The sequence below is a fragment of the Kluyvera sichuanensis genome, from assembly GCF_040930405.1.
In the GTDB taxonomy this organism is placed as follows: Bacteria; Pseudomonadota; Gammaproteobacteria; order Enterobacterales; family Enterobacteriaceae; genus Kluyvera; species Kluyvera sichuanensis.
Genome location: NZ_CP162271.1, coordinates 874090 through 896223, shown reverse-complemented (window position 1 = coordinate 896223; position 22134 = coordinate 874090). Strand labels below are relative to the sequence as shown.

Here is a 22134-nt window from a genome sequence, read left to right as displayed (position 1 = left end):
CGCTACCCCCTGAATCCTGGTGGGATGGTGTTATCCGGAACCGGAATGCGATTAACATCCCTGGCGGCTGATGGGTTCGCCCTTTGGATTCGACTACGCGTTTGCAGCAGGCTGTCAGCGAATGTCTGCTCCCAGGCTTGCTGGTGTTTAACCTTCCCGTCAGGGGCCCAGTAATCCCGGAACTGCTGGAGTTCTTCAGGGGTATATCCCGGCTCTGTGCCGAGGTTTTTCCCCCAGAGGCGAGCTTTGCCCACGAAGTCGGTCGAAGGCATCCAGTCATCGGTGATCGGGAATTTACCCAGTGGGCCAAAATACAGCCCATCGTCGCTCCCTTCGCCAGGGGGAGTTTGTGGCGGAATTGGGGGCAACCCGCTTTCGCCAGATGAGTCACCCGCAGGTCGTGCACACGCGCCTTCTCTCTCTGGGTTTATATCTTTTATATCTTCTCTTCTCTTCTCTTCTCTGGTCCGCTTTTTGTCCGCATCGCAAGCGGACATTTTTCGTGATTTTTTCTTCCTGTCTGCATCCTGCGCACGACGCTTAGCTGACTGGCCGTTATGTGCGTCAAAGCGCGGCATCACTAGGTTTTCTCCCTCTTCCTCCAGCCAGCCAACAGCAATCATTGCTCGCGCAAAGCCAGGGAATCCGATCAGGTCGTCTAGAGTTTCTGGCGTATAGCCGTGAAGCAAACCATCAGTGGAATGGACATCAAAAAGACACCATGCGGAATGTAGTCCACCAACAACGCGCAATCTGTCCGCTTTCAAAGCGGACGACATGCGGACAATTTTCGGATGCGTATGCAGCTCGGCGCGCATTTTTATCCAGTCACCGGCCATTGCGTCCTCCTGATAAATGAAAGCGATGAGATTGTTCCAGTGGACAGAACTTCCGCTGGTAAAAACATGAATGTGTGGGCATACTGATTTTGCATTTGTCTCTACATTTGCGCCTGAAAGCCGTTGGTGTTCGAGCACCGCGGCTTTCGCCTTTTCCAATCCAGTCATACAGCCCCCAGCATTGAAGTCACCAGCGTCATCAGTGGCAGCGTTAAGTCAGGATCCACGCGGAACATCTCGACAATCCCTTCACTCAATTCCTTCAGCTTCTGGTGCTTTGGCGCGTCCATTACGACGGCTATCTTGGCTTCACTGATTTCCTTCTCCAGTCGTGCCAGACGTGCCCTGACGTTGTCTTCTGGCATCAGTCGGCTGCGGAACTCCAGCGGAAGAACCGCGAGGATCGCCGGGGTTATCCGACGGACGTTCTCGCGATACCGTTCGCTGTTGAATTGGTTGTCCAGGAAACGAAAGAGCTTCTGGCGTTTCCGGCAGAGATCATCAGGGAAAGTGATGTCATCACCGCCCTGCGCCCGGTACTCTTCGATGATCAGGGCTGTAACCACATCCTGACCATCTACACCCGCCCAGGCGCGGACCACATCGCGAATATCTTCGTGACTCGGCCCCTTATGCGCTTGAGCGCGATTTATCATTGCACCCTGGCTAATTTCGTTATCATTTTGAAAAGTAAGCGCCTGCATGATTAGGCCTCCTAACGTGGTAACCCATCGGTTGGGTTTGGATACAGATCGGGCCGCAGTTCGTGTGGTGTAACACCGGTGGCGCCATAAATCTGTAAGACGCGATCAGCTGGTACAACGCCTTGGTAGCGATTTTTCCAGCGGCTTACTGACATAGGCTTAATGCCCAGTAAAACTGCGAGTTTTGAGGCTGTGCCTGCACATTTAATTGCTTTGGTTAATCCGTTCATCATTTTCTCCGCGTTGGATATGACTAAATTAAGCCTCAGACTTAATAAACTGTCAAGCTCCAGGCGAATTTTAAAGTTTAAGCCAAAGGGTTATTCTTCAGACATGAAAGAAAAAACCGTACTTAACCCAATACTTGTCGAGCGCCTGACCGAGTTAAATGGTCGTGGAATGACAAAATCTGATATGGCCAGGGTCGCGCAGGTAACTCCGCAATCCGTGAACGGCTGGTTTAAGAAGGGCGTGATTAGCAAGAAATCAGCGCTGGCAGTCGCTGATGCCGCCGGTGTGTCAGTTCCTTGGCTGTTAGGCGAAGATGTTGATGAAAAAGACGGGATGAAAGCTAACGAGAGAAGACTGCTCGAGCTCTTCCGTCAACTTCCTGAGGATGAGCAGGAAAACATGCTGCGTATATTCTCCATCCGCCTGAAAGAGCTGGATGCGATGTACGAGAAGTACATGAAGGGCCGGATTCGGTCTCAGGAAGATTAAGATGTTCCTATTTACTAAGTTAGAATGGTGTTTATCCCGAGATAATTAACTTTTGGAATGGTTGAATATTGCGCTGGATTCAACAAAAATAATAGAGGATGATCATGGCAATCTCTAAAGAAATGAGGAAACTCATTAACAAATGGAAGACAGGAACATCTTGGCCTAAGCGGCTAGAATGGCTTGAAATAAAAGGTATACGAGGTTGGTCTGGGCAGCGGGTAGATTTTCAATTTCCAATAGTTGCACTTGTTGGTGAAAATGGCTCGGGGAAAAGCACAGTATTGCAATGTGCGGCGTCTGTATATAAAGACAAAAAAAAGAGATTCGCCTCATTCTTCTTCCCGGACACTCCCTTTGAAAAAATACAAAGTGCATATATTCGTTATTCATACAGAGAAGGACATAACTCATTAGTTAAATCTATAAGAAAGCCAACAAACCGCTGGATCGGGAACCCTGATCGCCCAGCAAGAAGAGTCGAATATGTTGATTTAAGCAGGCTGCAGCCAGTTAACGCAAGACTAGGGTATCTCAAATTGCTTAAGGGGGGATCTACAGAACAATCCCATGAAGCGTTCGACCAAGATAGGCTTGATCGACTTAAAAACATTATAGGTAAGAGTTATACAGCAGCTGGGTTATCAACAACAACAATAGATGCCAAAAGACCAGTTACCGTAATTTCAAACGAAGGAACTAGATATTCTGGTTTTCACCAAGGTGCTGGAGAAATTACTGCGACAGAACTTATTGCAGTGGATTATCCGAAATATGGACTTATCTTAATTGACGAGATAGAGACATCCTTGCATCCAAGGGCTCAACGGCGCTTGATGCGCGATCTCGCCAATTTAGCGAGAGAAAGGGAGCTTCAAATTCTCATAACAACGCACTCACCTTACATTCTCTCTGAGCTTCCCCCAGAAGCACGAATTTATCTCATGAATGGCGTTGAGGGGAAAACAGCCGTAAGCGGTGTAAGCCCTGAGTTTGCCATGACTAAAATGGATGAGGAAAATCATCCAGAATGTGATATCTATGTAGAAGATACTGTCGCAAAAACACTCGTTTCTGAAGTCATCGCCACCTCCAGAGAGCGTGAGTTATTATCTAGGGTCATGATTATTCCTTTTGGAACCGCAAGTGTTGGCATGGCATTAGGGCAGATGGCTCACAACAATAGATTCCCTAGAACAACTGTCGTATATCTTGACGGGGATCAATCCCCAGCACCAGGATGTACTATTTTGCCAGGCGACGATGCTCCCGAAGTCGTGGTTTTCAATGCCCTGCAAGAACAGGGATGGCCCAATATTTCCGAAAAAATTGGCAGGGAGCCGGCAGAAACGATTGATGCGCTGAATTCCTCTATGAGCAATGCAGACCATCATGGATGGCCAAGAACTGCCGCCAATTCATTAAATATCGGCTCTGAGATACTCTGGCATGCCATGTGTTCATCTTGGGCCAAAAACTGCATGAGCGCTGCAGATCTTGATGCTGTACTCCAACCAATAGTTGATGCACTGGAATCGGAGCGCTAATACCCTCGTTCTCAACTGGCTACTGAGCGTCCCCTAGTTATCTTTTCCCGGCCACCGCGCCGGGTTTTTACTGCCCTTCTCCCAGAATTCGGCTTTAGAATTCGCCCCGAACATCCCGTGATCCCGGCCTCGGCGCTGGGATTTTTTTCGTCCAAAATCCGTCACTTCCATCACGTAAGCCTAAAACTTAACAAACGACTTCGCCTTAAGCTTGACATCAATTAAGTCTGCGGCTTAATATCAATATCACCAAGACGCACTACGACCACCAACAGGAAGAAACCTCCCGACGGTGGATCACAAATAGCGCATCAGGCAACCGTTCCGCCAGCCTGGCGACAAGGGCAAACGAGAGGGAATCAGCATGGTTCATCAGCACTACGGTACCCAGACGGTCAACCGCGGCGCAGTTCAGCCGGGAATGCTCGTCAAGCACAACGACTCTACCTGGACAGCATCAGCCAACGCTCGCGGTCGTTTGTATCTGCATCGAGGCATTGAGCGGACCTACACCAAAGATTTGCTGGTTGAGGTTTATTTAAACGGTCTGGGGAATGGCCTTAGCCATTAACGGAGGAGTTATGCAGGAGAAGAAATGCGCTTACCGCCGGTGCGGAAAGCCAATTGAGCAGGGAAAAGAAGTGAAGAGCAAGTTGACGCTGATTCACGGCGCGCAGCTGAAGCACGAAGAGCGCGAGTACTGCTGCGAACATTGCGCTTCATGCGACCAGATGGCCCACGAGTCATAACGTAAAAACCCGCCAAAGCGGGCCTGTACGTCCGGTGCCACCGACCAAAGTTACACCGGAAATTACCAAAACCAATGAACACACCCAATGGGCGCCATCAATGGCCCGGGGATTCTAACATCCAAAAAAGAGGATTGAACATGGAATTTCCATTTGTTATCAGAGCCACGCAAAAATCAGGGAAGCCTGATGCTTTTGTCTGGATTGATGCAAAAACCGAGTCTCGCGCAGCGCTGATGCTGGATGTCGCACTGGAAGATGCAGGCATTGAGACCGGTCGCGGCAAAGACTACATGAAGCCTATCCGCACCGATTTCCCGGTATTTAACGACCTGCCGGAAGAAGGCGTGGTTGATTTTACCTGGTGCGAACGCTACGAACTGGCGGATGACCAGCGCACCTGGCAGTTGAAAGACGGCGCGGCGCCACAGGATACTTTCCACCAGGAAGATGCTGGCGACGCAGACGCAGACGCAGAACAGGATGACGACGAAGACCGCGAAAGCCATATTGTCGATGTCGCCTATAACCTCGCACCGATGGGCTTCCGCGTGCAGCTGCTCGCGCAGTTCATTGCCGAAGACCTGCGCGTCTACTGCATCAACAAAGAAACCCAGGCGCAAATCGCTGCGCTGGAAATGGACACAGATAACACATACGTCCAGAACCTGCTGCTGGCCGCCGAGAACGCACCTGAGGTTAAGGCCTTCGACATGCCGACGCTGTGGAAGTTGACCGCCGCGGTTAAGACGGTATTCCCGCAGGACAAGCGCAGTGAGCTGAACCAGGTTATTCAGTTCGTGAAGGCATGGGCGACCACTGAGCACATCGACCGCGGGATCATCGTTCGTGAGTGGACCGTCGGGAATCGCATTTCATCGGTGAACTCCCAGCAGCAGGAAGCGCTGCAATCAGAACGCCACACACGTGCCGTACCTCAATCGACAACCAGCCTGCGCAATGAAATCGCAGTGGCTCAACTGTACCCCGACGCAGAGCCTGGCAACATCAGCCGCAATCAGCTATCCGGTGCTAAAAACCTGCAGGAACGCGAAGAAGCCATCTTTACCACTGCAGCGAAGACACTGATGGGGATCACCGACATTCTTGAATATGACACCCTGTCCGTGTTCGGCGTTACTCGGGCTGTGAATTGGAATGGCGAAACCCCGGTCAAAGAACTGCGCCAACAAGCTCGCGCCTGGCTGGCGGAAAACGGAATCTATGAAAACGGCGAACATTCGAAAGGCTATCTTGAGTGGGATGAAAATCCCCGCACCGAGCGCCAGGCGAAGGTAGAAGAACCATCTGCCAAACAACCAGAAATCGCCAACGTAGGCGTAGGAATTTTCTCCATCGATGGCCTGATGAGCGCCCCAGCGAAACAAAATAAGGAAACCACCAGCGATGAGCCGATGGAAGAGACTGAGCGCGCCGAAGGCGAAGCTAACAATGCGGTACCAGCAGGCGAAAGTGCTGTGGAAGATGATCAGCAGACAGATACCGTAACTGACGCCAGCGCCGGGGAAATTCTGGCCGCCGCTGCGCCGAGCCTGGCAAACCATGAAGCGACAGATGTAAACCAAAAACCGGAAAACGTGAACCAAAATGACGGTTCTGTGCATCAGGAAGACCAAAATGCGCATCAAAGCAGCCCAGAAGTGAATCAGCCAGAACCAGTTGCTGAGTACCCTGCTTTCTTCGAACCAGGCCGCTATGAAGGTCTGCCGAACGAGGTTTACCACGCGGCCAACGGCATCAGCTCCACTCAGGTGAAAGATGCTCGCGTGAGCCTGATGTTCTATCACGGCCGCCATGTCACTAAAACCATCCGCCGCGAAAGCAGCGACGCGCTGACATTCGGCAGCCTGGCGCACACTCTGGCCCTGGAGCCCGAAAAACTCCACGAAGAGTTTGCGGTATTCCCGGGCATTCCAGTCGAGGCATTTACCACCACCGACTCACTGAAGGCCTTCATTCGCGAATACAACACGGACAAGCCTAAGGCTGACCAGTTGAAGTTGACTGGCAAAAAAGAAGAGCTTCAGGAAGCGATCCGAGCAGTTAACCCGGATGCCATTTTCGCGGATGAATTCGAGCAGCAGTGGCGTGAAAGCGTTGCCGGAAAAACAATCCTGACCAGCGAGCAACTTAACCTGGCCACAGCCATTCAGCAGGCGTTACTGAATCACGAATCAGCCGGGAAACTGCTGCGCCACCCTTCTCGCGCCGTCGAAACCAGCTATTTCGGCATGGATGAAGAAACCGGGCTCGAGGTGCGCGTTCGCCCGGACCTCGAAGTTGAAGTGAACGGTGTGCGCATCGGCGTAGACCTCAAGACGATCAGCATGGGCCGAGTTAAGCAGGAAGGCCTACGCGCCAAGCTGCACCGGGAAATCATCGACCGTGATTACCACATCAGCGCAGGCATGTACTGCAATGTCGCCGACTTTGACCAGTTCTTCTGGATCTTCGTCAACAAAGATGAGGGCTATCACTGGGTGGCGGTTATCGAGGCATCGGAAGATTTGCTCGACCTCGGCCTGCTGGAGTACCAGCGCACTATGCGCGCACTGGCTCAGGCATATGACACCGACTGCTGGCCGGCACCGGTCACTGAAGATTACAGCGACGAACTGAACGACTTCGACCTGCGCCGCCTTGAAGCGCTGCGCTTGGCTTAATGGAGGATTTGACCATGCAAAATACCAACATCATCACGACCGAGCAGGCTCCGAACACCATTTCTGCCAGTAACGCCGTATTCAACGTGCAGGCGCTGGGGCAACTGACCGCATTCGCCGACCTGATGGCGCAGTCTGCCGTCACCGTTCCAAAGCATCTGGCGGGTAAACCAGCCGACTGCATGGCGATCGTCATGCAGGCTATGCAGTGGGGCATGAACCCTTACGCAGTCGCGCAGAAAACACACCTGGTAAACGGCGTGCTGGGTTACGAGGCTCAACTGGTTAATGCAGTGATTTCCAGCTCAAGCGCCATTCAGGGTCGTTTCCATTACGAGTACGGCGGCGACTGGGAAAAGATTGCCGGCCAGAAAGACGGACGCGATGAGTTAGGCCTGTTTATCCGCGTCGGTGCAGTCCTGCGCGGTGAAGCGGAGATCACCTGGGGTGAGCCAATCTACCTGGCGGACATCACCACTCGGAACTCACCGTTGTGGAAGACGGCGCCGAAACAGCAGATCGCGTATCTCGCGGTGAAGTACTGGGCCCGCCTGTACTGCCCGGAAGTCATCCTCGGGGTTTACAGCCCGGATGAAGTCGAGCCGCGCGCAGAGAAAGAGATTAACCCGGCGCCGCAGCGCGTTAGCCTGGCTGAAATCTCAGGTGACACCGTCACAACCACCGGCAGCGCGCGTGAATCCGCAGTGAATATCGACTCGATCGCCGACGAATTCCGGGACCGGATTGATGCCGCCGAAGATATCGACGCCGCAAAAGCGGTTGGCGAAGACATCAACCAGGCGAAAGCCGCACTGGGCTCATCACTTTTCACCGAGCTCAAGAACAAAGCCACTCAGCGCTACCACCGGGTGAACGCTCGCAACAAAGTAGAAGCGACCATCAACTCTCTGCCGAACGCCGGTGAACCGGATGCGGCTGAGCTGTTCACGAAGGCAGAAGCAGCACTCACCGCCGCGCGCCGCCACCTGGGCGATGAGCTGTACGAGCAGTTCCGCGTGACGCTCGACGACATGAAACCTGAATACGTTGGCTAACGGAGGTCGGCCCCAGCCGGGGCCGAATTATCAGCATGGTAGATAAATTTGAACGTCAGAAAGCGGTCGCTCATTACCTGCTCGAAAATCCGCAGGCAAGCCCCGTACAAATCAGTGAAGCGCTTTGCCTTACCGATCGTGCTACGCGCTACATCATCGGCGTAATGACAGAAAGCGGCATGATTCTGCGCACCCGGAATGCCGTTGATGGACGTATTCACAACTTCATCGTCAGCGATTGGTATGCCGACGAACTCGTTAACGGTCCAGCGCCGGATCCGACAGAACACGGGCACATCCGGAAACTGGAAGCCGCCGCCAATCAGTTAGAGAGTCGCGGTTTGTGGCGCCGGGCAGCGACGGTCTGGGCGGAGCTATCACGCCTGCAGAAGACGGTAACCGGCGTGGCCATGATTGCGTCTCGGCGTAACCGCTGTATTCGACTGGGGAGAGCGTAAATATGAGCCTGAAACACCGCCTGCCGGAGCTGGAAGCCAGCATTGAGCCTGCTGCGCTGCGCACGGCTGCAGATGAGTATTCCGACCTGCTGCTGACATTGTGCCTGTGCATGAAGATGGCTGGCCCGACCCGGGCAAACGTCCGCGCCTGCGCCGCCGCGCTCAAGGGCCGCCTGACAACCTGGCACAGCCAGAAAGAGCTGAACGCCATCCTCAGCAGTTGGGACCCTGTTGGTTACGTCCTCGGCCTGCGCCGGGAAGCGAACCGCGCTGCCGCCAGCAATGGCGATCCGATTGATGTGTTTGTGTGAGGTGAGCATGAAGCTAATTAACCGCGGCAATAAGCAGTCACCCATCGCGCGCCAGGCCTGCGCCATTGCACTGGAGACACACCACCAGCGTTACGGCGACTACGGACGCAGCAAGATGAAAGAGACATACACAGTCCGAGTGTCGGGCGTAAAGGTTTGGGTAGAGGTGGTCAATCGCAGTCGCAGCTATGTCGCGACAGCGATGACGGGGATGCGCCGACTGCGTGCGCTGCCGGGCCAGGTGAGTTGATTATTAATTTTCAAATGGCCTACTGCGGCCTATAGGAGATGTCTGAATGCGCGCAGCTGTAAGAAAAGCGGAACTTGTTAAAATCGTCCCACTTTCCTTTTACGCAATTGATAAATTGGAAAAAAGTGGGGATTTCCCAAAACGATTTCCATTAACCTCTCGAGTGGTGGCGTGGAATCTTGATGAGGTGGAGGCCTGGCTGGACTCTCGGCAGGAAAGCCCAGGTAATATCACTCGTGACAGTGGAATGATCAATGGCCTGCAAAAAACCTGGAGCAGTCGCAGGAAAAACTAAACCTGCTGAGGAGGGGAAACCCTCCTCAGCCTATTTGTATTTATCCACCCATTTATCAATCAAGTCCGCCCAATCCTGCAGCATCGCTTTGCGCTGTTCTGAATATTCTGCCTTGTTGTATACCGCACGAACGCCCTTCTGCTCATGTGCCAAGCATTTCTCGATCCAATCAGAGTTGTAGCCGAACTCATGAAGAAGAGTGCTCGCTGTTCGTCGCAGGTCATGAACTGAAAATCGCTCAAGTTCAATTCCATCACTAGCGAGCCGCCGCAGCCCGTATCTTATGGCTGCATTAAGTGCAGCACTAGATAGTGGGGATTTGTTGCTAAAGCGTCCCGGATGAATAAAATCAGCCCTGGAATACAATCCATTTAACGCAACAAGCACGTCAAAGGCCTGGTTTGAAAGATATATGCGATGTGGGCGAGACATCTTCATTATTTCGGCAGGCAAAGTGAGCGTTCTTTCCTCCCAATCAACCATACTCCATCTGGCTTGGGTGAATTCGCTTTTCCTGAGCATGGTCAGGAGCACAAACTTTACCGCTAACTGGATAGACTGAGTAACTCCTGTTCTCGCCAGGGCATTCAAAAAGACGCCTATCTCGCGCTCACTCAAAGCCCTATCTCGTGGGGTGAAAGAGGCTATCGACTTGGCCTTTACCCGTAATGCGGGGTTTTCGACCTCAACACCGCGATCAATGGCAAACTCAAAAACCTTGCTTACAAGGTGCCGCACATTAAGCGCCGTAGACGGAGCTCCGCGATCTCTGATTTCCTCGCAGCACAATCTCAGGTCGTTATGATTAATTTCTTTCAGGGTCCTGTTGCCGAATCTGGGGAGCACCTCTTTATCCATAATTGATAATCTGAGTGCTCTGGTGCTATCCGCAACTTTCCATGTTTTTCTCCATTGCTTTTCGTACTCATTAAAATGGAGTGCTTTCTTCACCTCTTGCTTACTTCGCTGCTTTTTAATCGCCGGTGATTCGCCAGATGAGATTAGCTTCTTCGCTTCGTTTAATTTCTCTCTGGCTTCGGCAAGGCTAATGCCCTCTGGCCCATACCTTCCAATAGTTAGCGTTTCACGGCGGCCGTTAATGCGATAGTCATAACGAAACGCAACCGTACCAGCAGTACTGACGGTAACGTACAATCCATCACGGTCTGATTGCTTGTACATTTTTTCTTTAGGTTTCAGATTCTTAAGCTTTGTGTCGGTAAGCATTGACGGTATCCAGTATCAATAAATACCGTCAAAGGTGATGAGCTATGACGGTAAAAACTGAATTTTACCGTAACGGTAGTTCGTTGAATACGTCATTTATACCGTCAAAAAAATGAGGTTTTCTGATGTGGTTAGCAAAGGTTAACGAGAGGTGCTGGCGCTGCAATCCGCGCCAGCTCTGGTTTTAGATGAGGTTAACGAAGGTTATCAGGAGCATGTATTCAACTAGTGCTTCACGATATACATCGTATGCGTATAAGCCACGTCTTCCGGATTGGTGATCGGGTAGCCTTTTACCCACGGCTTGATCAACCGTCCGTTGGTGTACTGGTAGATAGGCGCAATAGGCGCTTTCTCGGCCAGAATTTTCTCGGCGGTGTTGTAATCTGCGTTACGCGCCTCGGCGGTGTTCTCCAGCGTCGCCTGGCGGATCACCTTGTCATACGCCGGGTCGCTGAAACGGGAAATATTGCCGGTGTTGGTGGAGGTCAGCAGCGACAGGAAGGTTGACGGCTCGTTGTAATCGCCCACCCACGACGCACGAATCACGTCGAAATTACCGGTGTTACGGCTATCGATATAGGTTTTCCACTCCTGGTTTTGCAGCTTCACGTCAACGCCGAGGTTTTTCTTCCACATCGATGCCACCGCAATCGCGATTTTCTGGTGGTTTTCCGAGGTGTTGTACAACAGCGTCAGCTTCAGTGGGCGATTCGGGCCGTAGCCTGCCGCCTGCAGCAGCATCTTCGCCTGCGCGTTCAGTTCGGCCTGGCTGCTTTGCGCCATCTCTGAGGTCTGCGGCTTAAAGCCAGCGGTCACATCAGGGGTAAAGCGCCATGCCGGTTTCTCACCGGTGCCTAAGACCTTCTCAGCGATAATCCGGCGGTCGATGGTCATGCTCAGAGCCAGACGCACACGCGCATCGGCGGTTGGCCCTTTTTGGGTGTTGAACGCGTAGTAATAGGTACCCAGCTGCGCCGGCGTATAGACCTGGCCCGGCAGCTCCTTAAGTAGCTTCTGATACTGGTTTTTCGGGAAGGATTCGGTGATATCAATATCACCCGCCAGGTAGCGTTTGGTGGCGGAGGACTCCTGGTTTATCGGGATGAAGGTGACTTTCTGAATAACCGTCTTCGCGTTATCCCAATAGTGCTTGTTCGGTACCGCTACCAGCTTCTCATTCACCACGCGGTCTGCCAGCACGTAGGCACCGTTGCCAATAAGCTTACCTGGGCGCGTCCAGTTCTTATCACTCTCGACATTGGCTCTGTTGACCGGGTAGAGCGAGAAGTTGGCGGTCAGATTCACAAACCATGGCAGCGGTTTATCCAGCTGAACGCGCAGGGTGTGGGCATCCACCGCGGTGACGCCCAGCGTCTCGGGTTTGGCTTTACCGTCGATAATATCCTGAGCGTTAGTGATGCCGGCCAGCGCGGCAAACCAGGCAAACGGCGAGGTGGTTTTCGGATCAACCAGACGCTGCCAACTGTAAACGAAGTCCTGCGCCGTGACCGGCGTACCGTCGGACCATTTTGCATCGTTGCGCAGGGTAAATGTCCAGATACGCTGATCGTTCGTCTGCCAGCGGGTGGCGACGCCTGGAATGATATTGCCGTTGGCATCCTGGTTCACCAGCCCTTCAAACAGATCGCGAATGACCTGAATCTCCGGCAGCCCCACCGCCTTTGCGGGATCTAATGAAGCGGGTTCATCTTTAATATGACGAACCAGCTCCTGCTGCTTCGCCAGCACCGTCCCAGCGGGAACGTCGGCCGCGACGGCGATAGAACTCAGACCTGAAAGCAAGACGGCGCAACAGGTCAAGGTGAACGGTAACTTCATGTCATCCCCTTAAAATTGGCAAACCCACACAACTTGATGAAAATATTATTTGTTTCAGTCTCGGTAATTGCAAACAACATGTCACATAAACTTGATATGTCACCAGCAATATCTATCAGGGAAACTATTTGATTCGCGGCGATTTTTGCACAACACTGCTCAATATCCCCATTGCGTATCAGGACTCAGCGTATGTCATCCACCCGCCCTCGCGCCCAGCGCGGCGCGTTCCCGCCCGGAACACAACACTATGGTCGTTCTCTGCTTGGGGCTCCGCTCATCTGGTTTCCCGCCCCATTGGCTGGCCCGCAGAGCGGTTTGATCATTGCCGGCACGCACGGTGATGAAAACGCCTCGGTCGTCACCCTTTCCTGCGCGCTGCGTACGCTGGCCCCGGACCTTCGCCGCCACCACGTGGTGCTGGCGGTAAACCCGGACGGCTGTCAGTTGGGTCTGCGGGCGAACGCAAACGGCGTGGATCTGAACCGCAACTTCCCGTCGGCAAACTGGAAGTCGGGCGACACGGTGTACCGCTGGAACAGCGCGGCGGAACAACGCGACGTGGTGCTGCAGACCGGTAGCCGCCCCGGGTCCGAACCGGAGAGCCGGGCGCTTTGTCAGCTGATTCATCAGATTAACCCAGCGTGGGTAGTGTCGTTCCACGATCCGCTGGCCTGCATTGAGGACAGCCGTCACAGCGAACTGGGGCAATGGCTTGCCGGGGCGTTCAGCCTGCCGCTGGTCAGCAGCGTCGGTTATGAAACGCCAGGGTCGTTTGGTAGCTGGTGCGCCGATATTGGCCTGCACTGCATCACCGCCGAGTTCCCTCCTGTCTCCTCCGACGAGGCCAGTGAGAAGTATCTGGCGGCGATGACGGCGCTGCTGCACTGGCAGTCAACGCATCACAAGTGAAGCTCACCGCAGGTAAAACGCAGCGCCGGTTCGGCATCGGCGGCAAGCCAGGTCGGGCCGTCGAGGTCGGCAAAGCGAACCTGCGGTGCCAGCGGTAGCGCGGCTTCAATGGCCCGCGAGGTACACAGCATGCAGCCGAGCATCAGCGCAAAGCCCTGCGCTTTGGCCTCGGCGGCCAACGCCAACGCTTCGGTCAGGCCTCCGGTTTTATCGAGTTTAATGTTCACCATCTCATAGCGCTCGCGCAGCACGGGCAAATCTTCGCGGGTATGGCAGCTTTCATCGGCACAAATCGGCAACGGATGGATAAAGTGGCTAAGCGCCTCGTCTTCGCCCACCGGTAAAGGTTGTTCGAGCATCGCGACGTTCAAGTCCGCCAGCAGCTGGCAGCGCGCGGCAAGCCCATCGCCGTGCCAGGATTCATTGGCATCAACAATCAGCGTCGCATCCGGCGCGGCAGCGCGAATCGCCACCATCCTTTCACAAATAAAATGGTTATCCAGCTTCACTTTGAGCAATCGGGCACCGCTTTCATACAGGGCCTTTGCGCTAGCGGCCATTTGTTCTGGGGTGCCAATGACTACCGTTTGGGCAGTCGTAAGGGTGTCAGGTAGGCGAACACCCAGCTGCGTGACAACGTCACTTTTCAACAGGTGGGTTTCCAGACTCCAGAGCGCACAGTCGATCGCATTTCGCGCGGCCCCGGCCGGCAGCAGCGTGGCCAACTGTTCGCGGGTTAACCCCTGTTCCAGCTGTTCGCCCAGCGCCATGATTTGCGCCATCACCGAAGCGATGCTTTCGCCGTAGCGCGGATACGGCGTGCACTCACCCACCCCTTTTACGCCATCCTGCTCCAGCTCAACCACCACCACCTTCGCTTCACTGCGGCTACCGCGTGCGATAACGAAAGGGGTATGCAATGGCCAGGCTTCTTCGAAGACTCGCAGCTTTCTCATTTTTTGCTCCTTACAATCAGGCGTAAATAGGGTTTGCCGTGTTAACGCCTGTTGTCATACACTAGGGCAGACGTTAACTATATGTAAACAGGAAGATAATCATGTCGCAAACCGTACATTTCCAGGGCAATCCCGTTGCTGTTCAAGGTTCTATCCCACAGGCGGGCGATAAAGCTCAACCGTTTACGCTGGTGGCAAAAGATCTGTCAGACGTCACCCTCGGCCAGTTCGCGGGCAAACGTAAAGTTCTGAACATTTTCCCAAGCATCGATACCGGCGTCTGCGCGGCATCTGTGCGTAAATTCAACCAACTGGCTGGCGAACTGGCCAACACCGTGGTGCTGTGCGTTTCCGCTGACCTGCCGTTCGCGCAGTCTCGCTTCTGCGGCGCAGAAGGCCTGAGCAACGTAGTTACTCTGTCTACCCTGCGTGCTCCAGAATTCCTGCAGACCTACGGCGTAGGCATCGCAGACGGCGCACTGAAAGGTCTGGCGGCACGTGCTGTTGTGGTTATCGATGAAAACGACAACGTGGTCTACAGCGAACTGGTGAACGAAATCACCAACGAGCCAGACTACGATGCGGCACTGGCTGCCCTGAAAGCGTAATCACCGCACCGCAAAAGACAAACAGCCTCTTTTCAGAGGCTGTTTTTTTATGACTCTTCGCCCTTCTTGTTGCTCAGGCCATATTCCCGCAATTTATTGGCAATCGCCGTGTGCGATACGCCCAGACGCTTGGCAAGTTTTCGGGTGCTTGGATAGCTGCGATAAAGCTGCGTCAGCACCGAACGTTCAAAGCGACGGGTAATATCGTCCAGCGAGCCTTCCATCGCCTCTTCCCCTACCGCCGCGCTTGATACATCGTGATCCGGCAGCAGTACGTCCTGCGGACGCAGTTCGTAGCCTTCGAGTTGAGTTAGCGCACGGTACACCGCGTTCTTCAGTTGGCGAACGTTGCCCGGCCAGCCGTAGCGAGTGAGCACAGTGTTGAGATCGGCAGAAAGTTTCGGGCGGGAGATCCCCTGCTCATCGGCAAAGCGCGCCACAAACAGTTCGGTCAACGGCATGATGTCCTGTGGACGATCGCGCAGCGGCGGCAGGTTAAGGGTCAGCACGTTGAGGCGGTAATAGAGATCCTCGCGGAACAGCCCTTTTTGCACCAGCTCCACCAGGTTTTTCTGGGTGGCGCAGATAACGCGAACGTCGACATGCACTTCATGGTCTTCACCCACGCGGCGGAAGGTGCCATCGTTGAGGAAGCGCAGCAGTTTGGTCTGCATGCGCGGCGACATTTCACCAATTTCATCCAGCAGCACCGAGCCGCCGTTAGCCTGTTCGAAGAACCCTTTTTTCCCCTCTGCGGCATCGCCAAACAACTCGCTCTCAACCGCATCTTCCGGAATGGAGCCGCAGTTCAGCGCCAGGTACGGCTTCGCCGCACGCGGGCTTGCCAGGTGACAGGCGTGGGCCAGCAGATCTTTACCGGTGCCGGTTTCCCCGACGATCAGTAATGGCGCAGTCAGCAGCGCCAGCTTGCGCGCCTGATCCACCACCTGACGCATACGCGGGCTAACGCCCACAATCTGGCTGAACGCGCTAACATCCTGGGTGGTCATGGTTTGCAACTGGCGGCCCATACGCAGCGTGGAGCGCAGCATTAGCACCGCCCCCGCCAGCACGCGGGCGTCGTTTTCGCCGCTCAGGTAGACCGGCGTGGCTTCCAGCAGGAAGTTCTGCCCGTGGATCACCACGTGTTCGGCATGAGACTCCACTTCGTCGCTTTCGAACCAGCGCGGGAAGTTAAAGCCGCTAATCAGTTGCGCCACGTTATGGTTGCGCATTTTATCCTGGCTCATGCCAAACAGCTGGCAGCTCGCCGGGTTAGCGCGTTCGATTTTGCTGCGCGTATCCAGCGACAGCACCGGCTCCGGCATCGCTTCCAGCAGCGCGCTCAGCGCCAGATGTTCACGTTCGGAGGGCATCCACGGGACGGTACGAACGTCGGTCACGCCCGCAATGCGGCGGATTTCCGCCATCAGGCTGCTGAAGCTGGTGAAATCCAGCTCCGCAAAATTAAGGTAGATTCGGCCAACAGGGTCGATATCGATACCGCGCAGGTCAATGCCGCGCAGCACCAGAAGATCGAGCAGTTCACGGGTCAGACCGAGACGGTCTTCACAAAAGACTTCAAGACGCATGGGAGTGTTCACCCTTATAAGCCAAAGACGTATGAATAATAAGACACTTATTCGCTGGCGTGAAGATGAGTGTCAACAATTATTGACAGTATGGCGGAAAAATGGGCGTTGTGCCGTAAAGTTATGCGTTCAATTAATAAACCGCACTTAACGGTCCCCTCGCCCCTCTGGGGAGAGGGCTAGGGTGAGGGAGACGGCACGATAGCCAATCCGTAATGAGATGATTGTAGCGGCGGTGGATTAACCCTCACCCCAACCCTCTCCCTTAAAAAGGGAGAGGGGGCAGATTGTGCCAGGATGTTAAAAATTACCCCATTCGATGCTCGCCACGCTCCAGCGCGCTACGGTCAAAGAAACGCTGAATCACGCCACCCGCCATAAAGGCCGCGCGGTCGGACATATGCGCAATCACATCCGCATCGTGACTCACCAGCAGATAGGTCATACCGTGGTCCTGCTTCAAGCGGTTGAGCAGGTTCAGGATCTCCGCCTGCACCGACATATCCAGCGCCGAGGTGGGTTCGTCGAGCAGCAGGATTTTTGGCCGCAGCAGCAGCGCGCGGGCAATCGCCACGCGCTGACGCTGGCCGCCGGAAAGCTGATGCGGATAGCGGCTGGCGGCATCGGCGGGCAATCCCACCTGCTCCAGCGCCGTCTGCACCCGAGTTTCAATGTCCGCTTCACCATGAATACTCAGCGGCTCGGCCAGCGTACGCCACAGCGTATGGTTCGGATGTAGCGAAGCGTACGGGTCCTGGAAAACCATCTGCACGTTGCGGCGCAGTTCACCCTGGAAGCGTGCACCGGGGGTGATCGGTTTATCGAACAGCGAAACCAGCCCGCCCCACTCGCGCTGCAGCCCAGCGATAACCCGCAGAATGGTCGATTTCCCGCAGCCGGATTCCCCAATCAGGCTGAAGGTTTCGCCAGCGTTGACGTGGAAACTGGCCGCCGACACCGCCGTTTTCTCGCCAAACGTCACCTGTAACGCCTGAATATCAACGATCGCCATGTGCCGTCTCCTCAAAGTTCTGACTGCGATCCAGCGTCGGCAGCATCTGACCATAGGTCTGCGCGTTCGGGCGGCAGGTCCACAAGGTGCGGGTGTAAGGGTGCGTGGCCTGCGGTAAATCGCGTGCCGCCATCTCATCCACGCCGTTACCCTGATACATCACCAATACCCGGTCGCAGTGCTGAGCCACCAGCGGTAAATCGTGGCTAATCAGCAGCATCGCCATCTGCCGTTGTTCGCACTGCGCCACCAGCAGCTCGAGGATCTGATTACGCAGACGGGCATCCAGCGCCGAGGTGGGTTCATCGGCAATCAGGACTTTAGGGTCGTTAATCAGCGCAATGGCAATCATCACCCGCTGCCCCATGCCGCCGGACAGTTCGCCCGGATAGCGGTTCAGCACCGCCACGTCGAGCCCCATCGCCAGCACCGCGGACTCACACTTTTCCTGCCGCTCGCGGCGGTTCAGCCGCTGATGGAGAGTGAGCGCCTCTTCCAGTTGCTCACGTACCGTTTTCACCGGGTTCAGCGCATAGCGAGGGTCTTGCAGCACCATGGCGATGTCATTACCCCGCAGCGCACGCCAGCCGCGCGCATTCAGGGAGAGCACATCATGGCCAAGTACGTTGAGACGGTCGGCGCTGACGATACCCGGCTTGCGCACCAGGCCCATTAACGCCCGCGCGGTCATCGACTTGCCGGAGCCGGATTCCCCCACCAGCGCCAGCCGCTCATTGCCGAGCGTGAAGCTCATATTGTTGACCACCCGCGCGCGGGGATAATCAATATTCAGCCCCTGTACGGAAAGGCGTTGCTCAGTCATGTTGCGGCTCCAGAACGTCACGTAAACCATCGCCCAGCAGGTTAAACGCCAGGCTGGCAATCAGAATCGCCGCACCTGGTGCGGCGGCAATCCACCACTGATCAAAGATCACCTGCATGCCATCGGCAATCATCGCCCCCCACTCCGCCATGGGTGGACGCGCGCCCAGGCCGAGGAAGCCTAAACCCGCAGCGGCCAGAATGATCCCCGCCAGATCCAGCGCCAGACGTACGATCGCCGACGGCAGGCACAGGGGCAGAATATGGCCGACCAACAGGCGCAGGCCGCGAATCCCCATCATTTCGGCGGCGGCTAAATAGTCGCTATGCCGCAGACGCTGGATTTCACTGCGCGCCTGTCGTGCATAGGCAGGCCAGGTGGTCAGCGCCAGCGCTAACGCGCCGTTAACCAGCCCTGGACCCAGCATCGCCACGAAGGCAAAGGCCAGAATCAGGCGCGGCATCGACATCACGACATCGGTAAAACGCATCAGAATGCGCTCCAGCCAGCCACCGTAATAGCCGGAAAGAATGCCAATCAGCAGCCCAACCGGCAGCGTAATCACCGTCACCAGCGCCACCAGCCCCAGTGCCGGACGAGTACCGTAAATCAGCCTTGAGAGCAGGTCGCGCCCGTAGCTGTCGGTGCCGAGCCAGTGTAACGCGCTCGGCATCTGCAAGCGCACGGCGGCGTCCTGCCAGTTAGGATCCATTGGCGCGAGCCACGGCGCCAACAACGCCGTCAGTACCAGCAGGGCAATAATAATCAGCCCGCAGCAGGCCGCAGGCGAGCGCAGTAATCGGCGTAAAAACAGAGATGATGGCATCAGCGAACCCTCGGGTCGGTCAGCCGCACCAGCACATCGGTGAGGTTATTAATCAACACAAAACAAACGCCAATCAGCAGCGTTCCCCCCATTATTGCCGCCGTATCGCCAGCGAACAGCGCCGTCGTCAGGTAGCGGCCAATCCCCGGCCAGGAGAACACCGTCTCGGTCAGCACCGCGCCCTCTAGCATTGAGGTATAGGCCAGCGCGATGACCGTCAGCAGCGTGCCGCGGATATTCGGCAGCACGTGACGCAGCAGAATGCTCATCTCACCTGCCCCTTTGGCGCGTGCCAGCAGGATGTACTCTTTGTTCATCTCGCTCAGGCAGGCGGAACGCGTGAGGCGCGTGATGCTGGCCAGCGAATAGTAGGCCAGCAGCAGCACCGGCAGCACCAGATGGCTGAACGCGTTGCGGAAGGCTTCCTTGTCGCCGGAAAGCCAGGTATCAATCAGCGCAAAACCGGTTTTGGGTTCGATGGTGAACTGGTAGATGTCGTCCAGACGGCCGGGGCCAGGGCTCCACTGCAGCTTCGCGTAGAACAGTGCCAGCATCAGCAGCCCGAGCCAGAAAATCGGCACCGAGTTACCCAACAGCGTCAGCGTTCGTACGGCAAAATCCCAGGGGGAACCCGCGTAACGGGCGCAGAGTACACCAGCAATCACGCCGAACACCGCGCCGATAATCAACGCCAGCGTGGCGAGTTCAAGCGTCGCAGGAAAGGCGGCCAGCAGATCGTGCAGCACCGGTTGCCCGGTGGCGCTAGCAGTGCCGAGATCGCCATGGAACAGGTTAACCAGATAGTGCCAGAACTGTACCGGTAGAGAACGATCAAGGCCCAACTGATGGCGAACCTGATCGTAAGTCGACTGGCTGGCGTGGTCGCCAACAATTTGCAGCACGCGGTCAACGGGTGAAAGCGCAGAGAGCGCAAAGGTGACAAGCAACAGCCCTAGCAGCGTGAGCGCGAGTGTTAGCAAGCCCTGAAAAAGCGCAGACAGTAACCGACGCGTTCGCAGCGCGGTGGGATTCGGTAAAGCGGCGGGCATGGGTATTTCCGTATATCAACGAGAAAACGACAATGGCCCGGACGGTTTACGCCGCCGGGCCAGGGTTATCTGACGGACTATTTGGTCACGCGGTCGTACCAGACCATATCGGCGTTCAGCCCTTGCTGGTAGCCCTTCACGTTGTCGCGAACCACAATCTGCGTTTTGCCCTGATCAATAAAGACGTACGGCGAATTACGCTGCAGCTCTTCCTGCATTTTTTTGTACAGGTCGAGGCGTTTTGCGACGTCCGGTTCGGCGACGGCCGCCAGCGTGGCTTTATTCAGCTCAGGGATTTTCCAGCCGTTCAGCCCCGCCACGGTGCTGGATTTACCGTCATTGAAGGCAAAGGCGCTGGCGTTGGAGTGCGCATCGAAGTAGTCCGGGATCCACAGACGAATCGCCGCCTGATGCTGCTTCGCCCGCACGCGAGCGTAAACCTGGCTGCCCGCTGCTGGCAGCAGATCCACCTTCACGCCGCCCTGGGCAAAGCTTGCCTGCATCGACTGCGCAATGGTGATAAACGGCGGTTTGTTTTCCACATCGAGAGTGAAGTGGGCGTCTTTGATGCCCGCTTTCGCCAGAATTTCTTTGGCTTTGGCAGGGTCAAATTTAAACGGCGTGTTGTCCAGCGCGCCCGGGAAACCGACCGGCAGGAAGCTCTGATGCACAAAGTACTGCCCTTTCAGCAGATCTTTGGTAATGCCGTTGTAGTCCACCAGCCAGCGCGCCGCTTCCCAGAACGCCGGGTTAGCCAGCAGCGGGTTGGCGGTATTCGCGGTGTTGAACACCACGTAGTTTTGCTCGGCAGACGGAATGCTTAACACCTGTAAGCCGGGCTTACCCTGGAGGGCGTCAATCTGATCGGCGCCAAGGTCGCGCGCCACGTCAGCATCGCCCTGTTGGATCAGCAGACGGCGGGAGGCTGGATCCGGCACGTTTTTAATGATCACGCTTTTCAGTTTCGGTGCACCAGTTGGCGAGGTGTCGTTGGCTTCCAGCACGATAGCCTGATGCGGCTGGTAGACGCGCATTTTGAACGCGCCGCTGCCCGCCGAGTGCATTTTCAGCCATTCGTTACCGAAGTCATTGCCCTTCACGTTGGCTGCTACCAGCTTCTCATCCACAATCGAGGCAATCGGCGTAGAGAGAATATTCAGCGCCACCGACGGACTGACGTCAGCCGTCCAGCTTAGCTGCAGCGTATGGTCGTCAATTTTCTTGAGTTGGCTGGCAATGTTGCCTGGCTCCCAGCCGAGGACGTTAAGGATAAACGCTGGGGATTTATTGAGCGTGACGGCACGGGTGTAGGAGAAAATCACATCTTCCGGGCGCAGCGGGTTGCCGGAGGCAAATTTGGCGTCGTTTTTCAGCTTGATGGTCAGCGTTTTTTTCGCCGCATCCGCCTGCCAGCTTTCAGCCAGAATCGGTGTGATTTTAGCCGGGTCGTTGCGGTCAGGCTGAACCAGACGCTGGTAGAGGCTTGGCACCGTCTGGATGCTGGAGAGCTCGTTGGCCTCCGCCGGGTCCAGACTGACAATATCGTCCAGACCCTGAGCCACGACCAGCGTGTTCGGTGGCGTAGCGGCATAAGCGGAAGCTGACAGCGCGGTCAGCACGAGTAACGGCAGCAGTTTTTTGGTCATCGGGACTTCCTGAAAATGAACGTGTTGTG

The 22134-nt window shown here is 55.3% G+C and carries 24 protein-coding genes; 12 read left to right on the top strand and 12 right to left on the bottom strand.

Annotated features, from left to right (window positions below; all coding sequences use genetic code 11):
* Nucleotides 1-2: 2 nt before the first annotated feature.
* From AB2B48_RS04400 to AB2B48_RS04390, 3 genes are all read right to left on the bottom strand, one after another.
* Complete coding sequence (locus AB2B48_RS04400; protein ID WP_368301912.1) at nt 3-839, bottom strand: DnaT-like ssDNA-binding domain-containing protein; 837 nt, start codon at nt 837-839, stop codon at nt 3-5.
* Nucleotides 840-1003: 164 nt separating this feature from the next.
* Nucleotides 1004-1543 carry a toxin YdaT domain-containing protein gene (locus AB2B48_RS04395; RefSeq protein WP_368300899.1) on the bottom strand — a complete coding sequence of 180 codons (540 nt, stop codon included), beginning with the start codon at nt 1541-1543 and terminating at the stop codon, nt 1004-1006.
* Between the two features lie 11 nt (nt 1544-1554).
* Nucleotides 1555-1773: a transcriptional regulator gene (locus AB2B48_RS04390; RefSeq protein WP_368301911.1), complete on the bottom strand. Its 219-nt coding sequence runs from the start codon at nt 1771-1773 to the stop codon at nt 1555-1557.
* A 103-nt stretch (nt 1774-1876) separates the two neighbouring features.
* On the opposite strand from AB2B48_RS04390, the gene AB2B48_RS04385 reads away from it, so the two are divergent.
* The 10 genes from AB2B48_RS04385 (at nt 1877) to AB2B48_RS04340 (ending at nt 9612) form a co-directional block, all read left to right on the top strand.
* Complete coding sequence (locus AB2B48_RS04385) at nt 1877-2263, top strand: helix-turn-helix domain-containing protein (protein ID WP_368300898.1); 387 nt, start codon at nt 1877-1879, stop codon at nt 2261-2263.
* A gap of 104 nt (nt 2264-2367) precedes the next feature.
* Nucleotides 2368-3810 (top strand): ATP-dependent nuclease, encoded by a 1443-nt coding sequence (locus tag AB2B48_RS04380; protein WP_368300897.1) that lies wholly within the window; start codon nt 2368-2370, stop codon nt 3808-3810.
* 364 nt (nt 3811-4174) lie between these two features.
* On the top strand, nt 4175-4381 hold the full coding sequence (locus AB2B48_RS04375; RefSeq protein ID WP_035893838.1) for a phage encoded cell division inhibitor protein: 207 nt from the start codon (nt 4175-4177) through the stop codon (nt 4379-4381).
* A 10-nt stretch (nt 4382-4391) separates the two neighbouring features.
* Nucleotides 4392-4559 (top strand): YdaE family protein, encoded by a 168-nt coding sequence (locus AB2B48_RS04370; protein WP_368300896.1) that lies wholly within the window; start codon nt 4392-4394, stop codon nt 4557-4559.
* Between the two features lie 140 nt (nt 4560-4699).
* The gene (locus AB2B48_RS04365) at nt 4700-7243 is read left to right on the top strand and encodes a RecE family exodeoxyribonuclease (protein ID WP_368300895.1); all 2544 of its coding nucleotides are present in this window, start codon (nt 4700-4702) and stop codon (nt 7241-7243) included.
* Between the two features lie 14 nt (nt 7244-7257).
* Nucleotides 7258-8298, top strand: coding sequence for a RecT family recombinase (locus AB2B48_RS04360; protein ID WP_368300894.1), 1041 nt, complete (start codon nt 7258-7260; stop codon nt 8296-8298).
* Nucleotides 8299-8333: 35 nt separating this feature from the next.
* Complete coding sequence (locus AB2B48_RS04355) at nt 8334-8756, top strand: PerC family transcriptional regulator (RefSeq protein WP_368300893.1); 423 nt, start codon at nt 8334-8336, stop codon at nt 8754-8756.
* Nucleotides 8757-8758: 2 nt separating this feature from the next.
* A complete protein-coding gene (locus AB2B48_RS04350; protein WP_368300892.1) occupies nt 8759-9067 on the top strand; it encodes a hypothetical protein in 309 nt (102 codons plus the stop codon).
* Nucleotides 9068-9074: 7 nt separating this feature from the next.
* A complete protein-coding gene (locus AB2B48_RS04345; protein ID WP_185667594.1) occupies nt 9075-9317 on the top strand; it encodes a DUF4060 family protein in 243 nt (80 codons plus the stop codon).
* 46 nt (nt 9318-9363) lie between these two features.
* Nucleotides 9364-9612, top strand: coding sequence for a helix-turn-helix transcriptional regulator (locus tag AB2B48_RS04340; protein WP_368300891.1), 249 nt, complete (start codon nt 9364-9366; stop codon nt 9610-9612).
* A gap of 30 nt (nt 9613-9642) precedes the next feature.
* Here AB2B48_RS04340 and AB2B48_RS04335 read toward each other — a convergent pair whose 3' ends face one another.
* Both AB2B48_RS04335 and AB2B48_RS04330 read right to left on the bottom strand, forming a co-directional pair.
* Nucleotides 9643-10839 (bottom strand): tyrosine-type recombinase/integrase, encoded by a 1197-nt coding sequence (locus AB2B48_RS04335; protein ID WP_368300890.1) that lies wholly within the window; start codon nt 10837-10839, stop codon nt 9643-9645.
* Nucleotides 10840-11064: 225 nt separating this feature from the next.
* Complete coding sequence (locus AB2B48_RS04330; protein WP_368300889.1) at nt 11065-12681, bottom strand: peptide ABC transporter substrate-binding protein; 1617 nt, start codon at nt 12679-12681, stop codon at nt 11065-11067.
* Nucleotides 12682-12873: 192 nt separating this feature from the next.
* Here AB2B48_RS04330 and mpaA point away from each other — a divergent pair, with 192 nt between their 5' ends.
* On the top strand, nt 12874-13593 hold the full coding sequence (gene mpaA, locus AB2B48_RS04325; protein ID WP_368300888.1) for a murein tripeptide amidase MpaA: 720 nt from the start codon (nt 12874-12876) through the stop codon (nt 13591-13593).
* Here the strand turns inward: mpaA and ycjG are convergent.
* A complete protein-coding gene (gene ycjG, locus AB2B48_RS04320) occupies nt 13584-14549 on the bottom strand; it encodes an L-Ala-D/L-Glu epimerase (RefSeq protein WP_368300887.1) in 966 nt (321 codons plus the stop codon). The two genes, mpaA and ycjG, sit on opposite strands and share 10 nt — an antisense overlap.
* A 101-nt stretch (nt 14550-14650) precedes the next feature.
* On the opposite strand from ycjG, the gene tpx reads away from it, so the two are divergent.
* Nucleotides 14651-15157, top strand: coding sequence for a thiol peroxidase (gene tpx / locus AB2B48_RS04315; RefSeq protein WP_064545896.1), 507 nt, complete (start codon nt 14651-14653; stop codon nt 15155-15157).
* Nucleotides 15158-15204: 47 nt separating this feature from the next.
* On the opposite strand, the gene tyrR is transcribed toward tpx, so the two are convergent.
* The 6 genes from tyrR to AB2B48_RS04285 all read right to left on the bottom strand — a co-directional run bounded on the left by tyrR (nt 15205) and on the right by AB2B48_RS04285 (nt 22105).
* Complete coding sequence (gene tyrR / locus AB2B48_RS04310) at nt 15205-16749, bottom strand: transcriptional regulator TyrR (protein WP_185666068.1); 1545 nt, start codon at nt 16747-16749, stop codon at nt 15205-15207.
* 307 nt (nt 16750-17056) lie between these two features.
* Nucleotides 17057-17761 (bottom strand): ABC transporter ATP-binding protein, encoded by a 705-nt coding sequence (locus AB2B48_RS04305; RefSeq protein WP_368300886.1) that lies wholly within the window; start codon nt 17759-17761, stop codon nt 17057-17059.
* Nucleotides 17748-18584, bottom strand: a complete 837-nt coding sequence (locus AB2B48_RS04300; protein ID WP_185666066.1) for an ABC transporter ATP-binding protein — start codon at nt 18582-18584, stop codon at nt 17748-17750. The genes AB2B48_RS04305 and AB2B48_RS04300 overlap by 14 nt, the downstream gene beginning before the upstream one ends.
* Nucleotides 18577-19410 (bottom strand): ABC transporter permease, encoded by an 834-nt coding sequence (locus tag AB2B48_RS04295; RefSeq protein WP_368300885.1) that lies wholly within the window; start codon nt 19408-19410, stop codon nt 18577-18579. Before AB2B48_RS04295 ends, AB2B48_RS04300 begins: the two co-directional genes overlap by 8 nt.
* Nucleotides 19410-20459, bottom strand: a complete 1050-nt coding sequence (locus tag AB2B48_RS04290) for an ABC transporter permease (protein WP_333011762.1) — start codon at nt 20457-20459, stop codon at nt 19410-19412. The genes AB2B48_RS04295 and AB2B48_RS04290 overlap by 1 nt, the downstream gene beginning before the upstream one ends.
* Before the next feature lie 77 nt (nt 20460-20536).
* Entirely contained in the window at nt 20537-22105 is a 1569-nt protein-coding gene (locus tag AB2B48_RS04285) for an ABC transporter substrate-binding protein (protein ID WP_220440547.1), read from the bottom strand.
* Nucleotides 22106-22134 lie beyond the last annotated feature (29 nt).

Bases quoted from the DNA above. Each gene is read 5' to 3' on its own strand.
- AB2B48_RS04285 (WP_220440547.1), bottom strand. From the start codon at position 22,105: ATGACCAAAAAACTGCTGCCGTTACTCGTGCTGACCGCGCTGTCAGCT.
- AB2B48_RS04340 (WP_368300891.1), top strand. From the start codon at position 9,364: ATGCGCGCAGCTGTAAGAAAAGCGGAACTTGTTAAAATCGTCCCACTT.
- AB2B48_RS04335 (WP_368300890.1), bottom strand. From the start codon at position 10,839: ATGCTTACCGACACAAAGCTTAAGAATCTGAAACCTAAAGAAAAAATG.
- AB2B48_RS04355 (WP_368300893.1), top strand. From the start codon at position 8,334: ATGGTAGATAAATTTGAACGTCAGAAAGCGGTCGCTCATTACCTGCTC.
- AB2B48_RS04400 (WP_368301912.1), bottom strand. From the start codon at position 839: ATGGCCGGTGACTGGATAAAAATGCGCGCCGAGCTGCATACGCATCCG.
- tyrR (WP_185666068.1), bottom strand. From the start codon at position 16,749: ATGCGTCTTGAAGTCTTTTGTGAAGACCGTCTCGGTCTGACCCGTGAA.
- AB2B48_RS04345 (WP_185667594.1), top strand. From the start codon at position 9,075: ATGAAGCTAATTAACCGCGGCAATAAGCAGTCACCCATCGCGCGCCAG.
- AB2B48_RS04330 (WP_368300889.1), bottom strand. From the start codon at position 12,681: ATGAAGTTACCGTTCACCTTGACCTGTTGCGCCGTCTTGCTTTCAGGT.
- tpx (WP_064545896.1), top strand. From the start codon at position 14,651: ATGTCGCAAACCGTACATTTCCAGGGCAATCCCGTTGCTGTTCAAGGT.
- AB2B48_RS04290 (WP_333011762.1), bottom strand. From the start codon at position 20,459: ATGCCCGCCGCTTTACCGAATCCCACCGCGCTGCGAACGCGTCGGTTA.
- AB2B48_RS04350 (WP_368300892.1), top strand. From the start codon at position 8,759: ATGAGCCTGAAACACCGCCTGCCGGAGCTGGAAGCCAGCATTGAGCCT.
- AB2B48_RS04385 (WP_368300898.1), top strand. From the start codon at position 1,877: ATGAAAGAAAAAACCGTACTTAACCCAATACTTGTCGAGCGCCTGACC.
- ycjG (WP_368300887.1), bottom strand. From the start codon at position 14,549: ATGAGAAAGCTGCGAGTCTTCGAAGAAGCCTGGCCATTGCATACCCCT.
- mpaA (WP_368300888.1), top strand. From the start codon at position 12,874: ATGTCATCCACCCGCCCTCGCGCCCAGCGCGGCGCGTTCCCGCCCGGA.
- AB2B48_RS04395 (WP_368300899.1), bottom strand. From the start codon at position 1,543: ATGCAGGCGCTTACTTTTCAAAATGATAACGAAATTAGCCAGGGTGCA.
- AB2B48_RS04370 (WP_368300896.1), top strand. From the start codon at position 4,392: ATGCAGGAGAAGAAATGCGCTTACCGCCGGTGCGGAAAGCCAATTGAG.
- AB2B48_RS04305 (WP_368300886.1), bottom strand. From the start codon at position 17,761: ATGGCGATCGTTGATATTCAGGCGTTACAGGTGACGTTTGGCGAGAAA.
- AB2B48_RS04365 (WP_368300895.1), top strand. From the start codon at position 4,700: ATGGAATTTCCATTTGTTATCAGAGCCACGCAAAAATCAGGGAAGCCT.
- AB2B48_RS04295 (WP_368300885.1), bottom strand. From the start codon at position 19,410: ATGCCATCATCTCTGTTTTTACGCCGATTACTGCGCTCGCCTGCGGCC.
- AB2B48_RS04380 (WP_368300897.1), top strand. From the start codon at position 2,368: ATGGCAATCTCTAAAGAAATGAGGAAACTCATTAACAAATGGAAGACA.
- AB2B48_RS04300 (WP_185666066.1), bottom strand. From the start codon at position 18,584: ATGACTGAGCAACGCCTTTCCGTACAGGGGCTGAATATTGATTATCCC.
- AB2B48_RS04375 (WP_035893838.1), top strand. From the start codon at position 4,175: ATGGTTCATCAGCACTACGGTACCCAGACGGTCAACCGCGGCGCAGTT.
- AB2B48_RS04390 (WP_368301911.1), bottom strand. From the start codon at position 1,773: ATGAACGGATTAACCAAAGCAATTAAATGTGCAGGCACAGCCTCAAAA.
- AB2B48_RS04360 (WP_368300894.1), top strand. From the start codon at position 7,258: ATGCAAAATACCAACATCATCACGACCGAGCAGGCTCCGAACACCATT.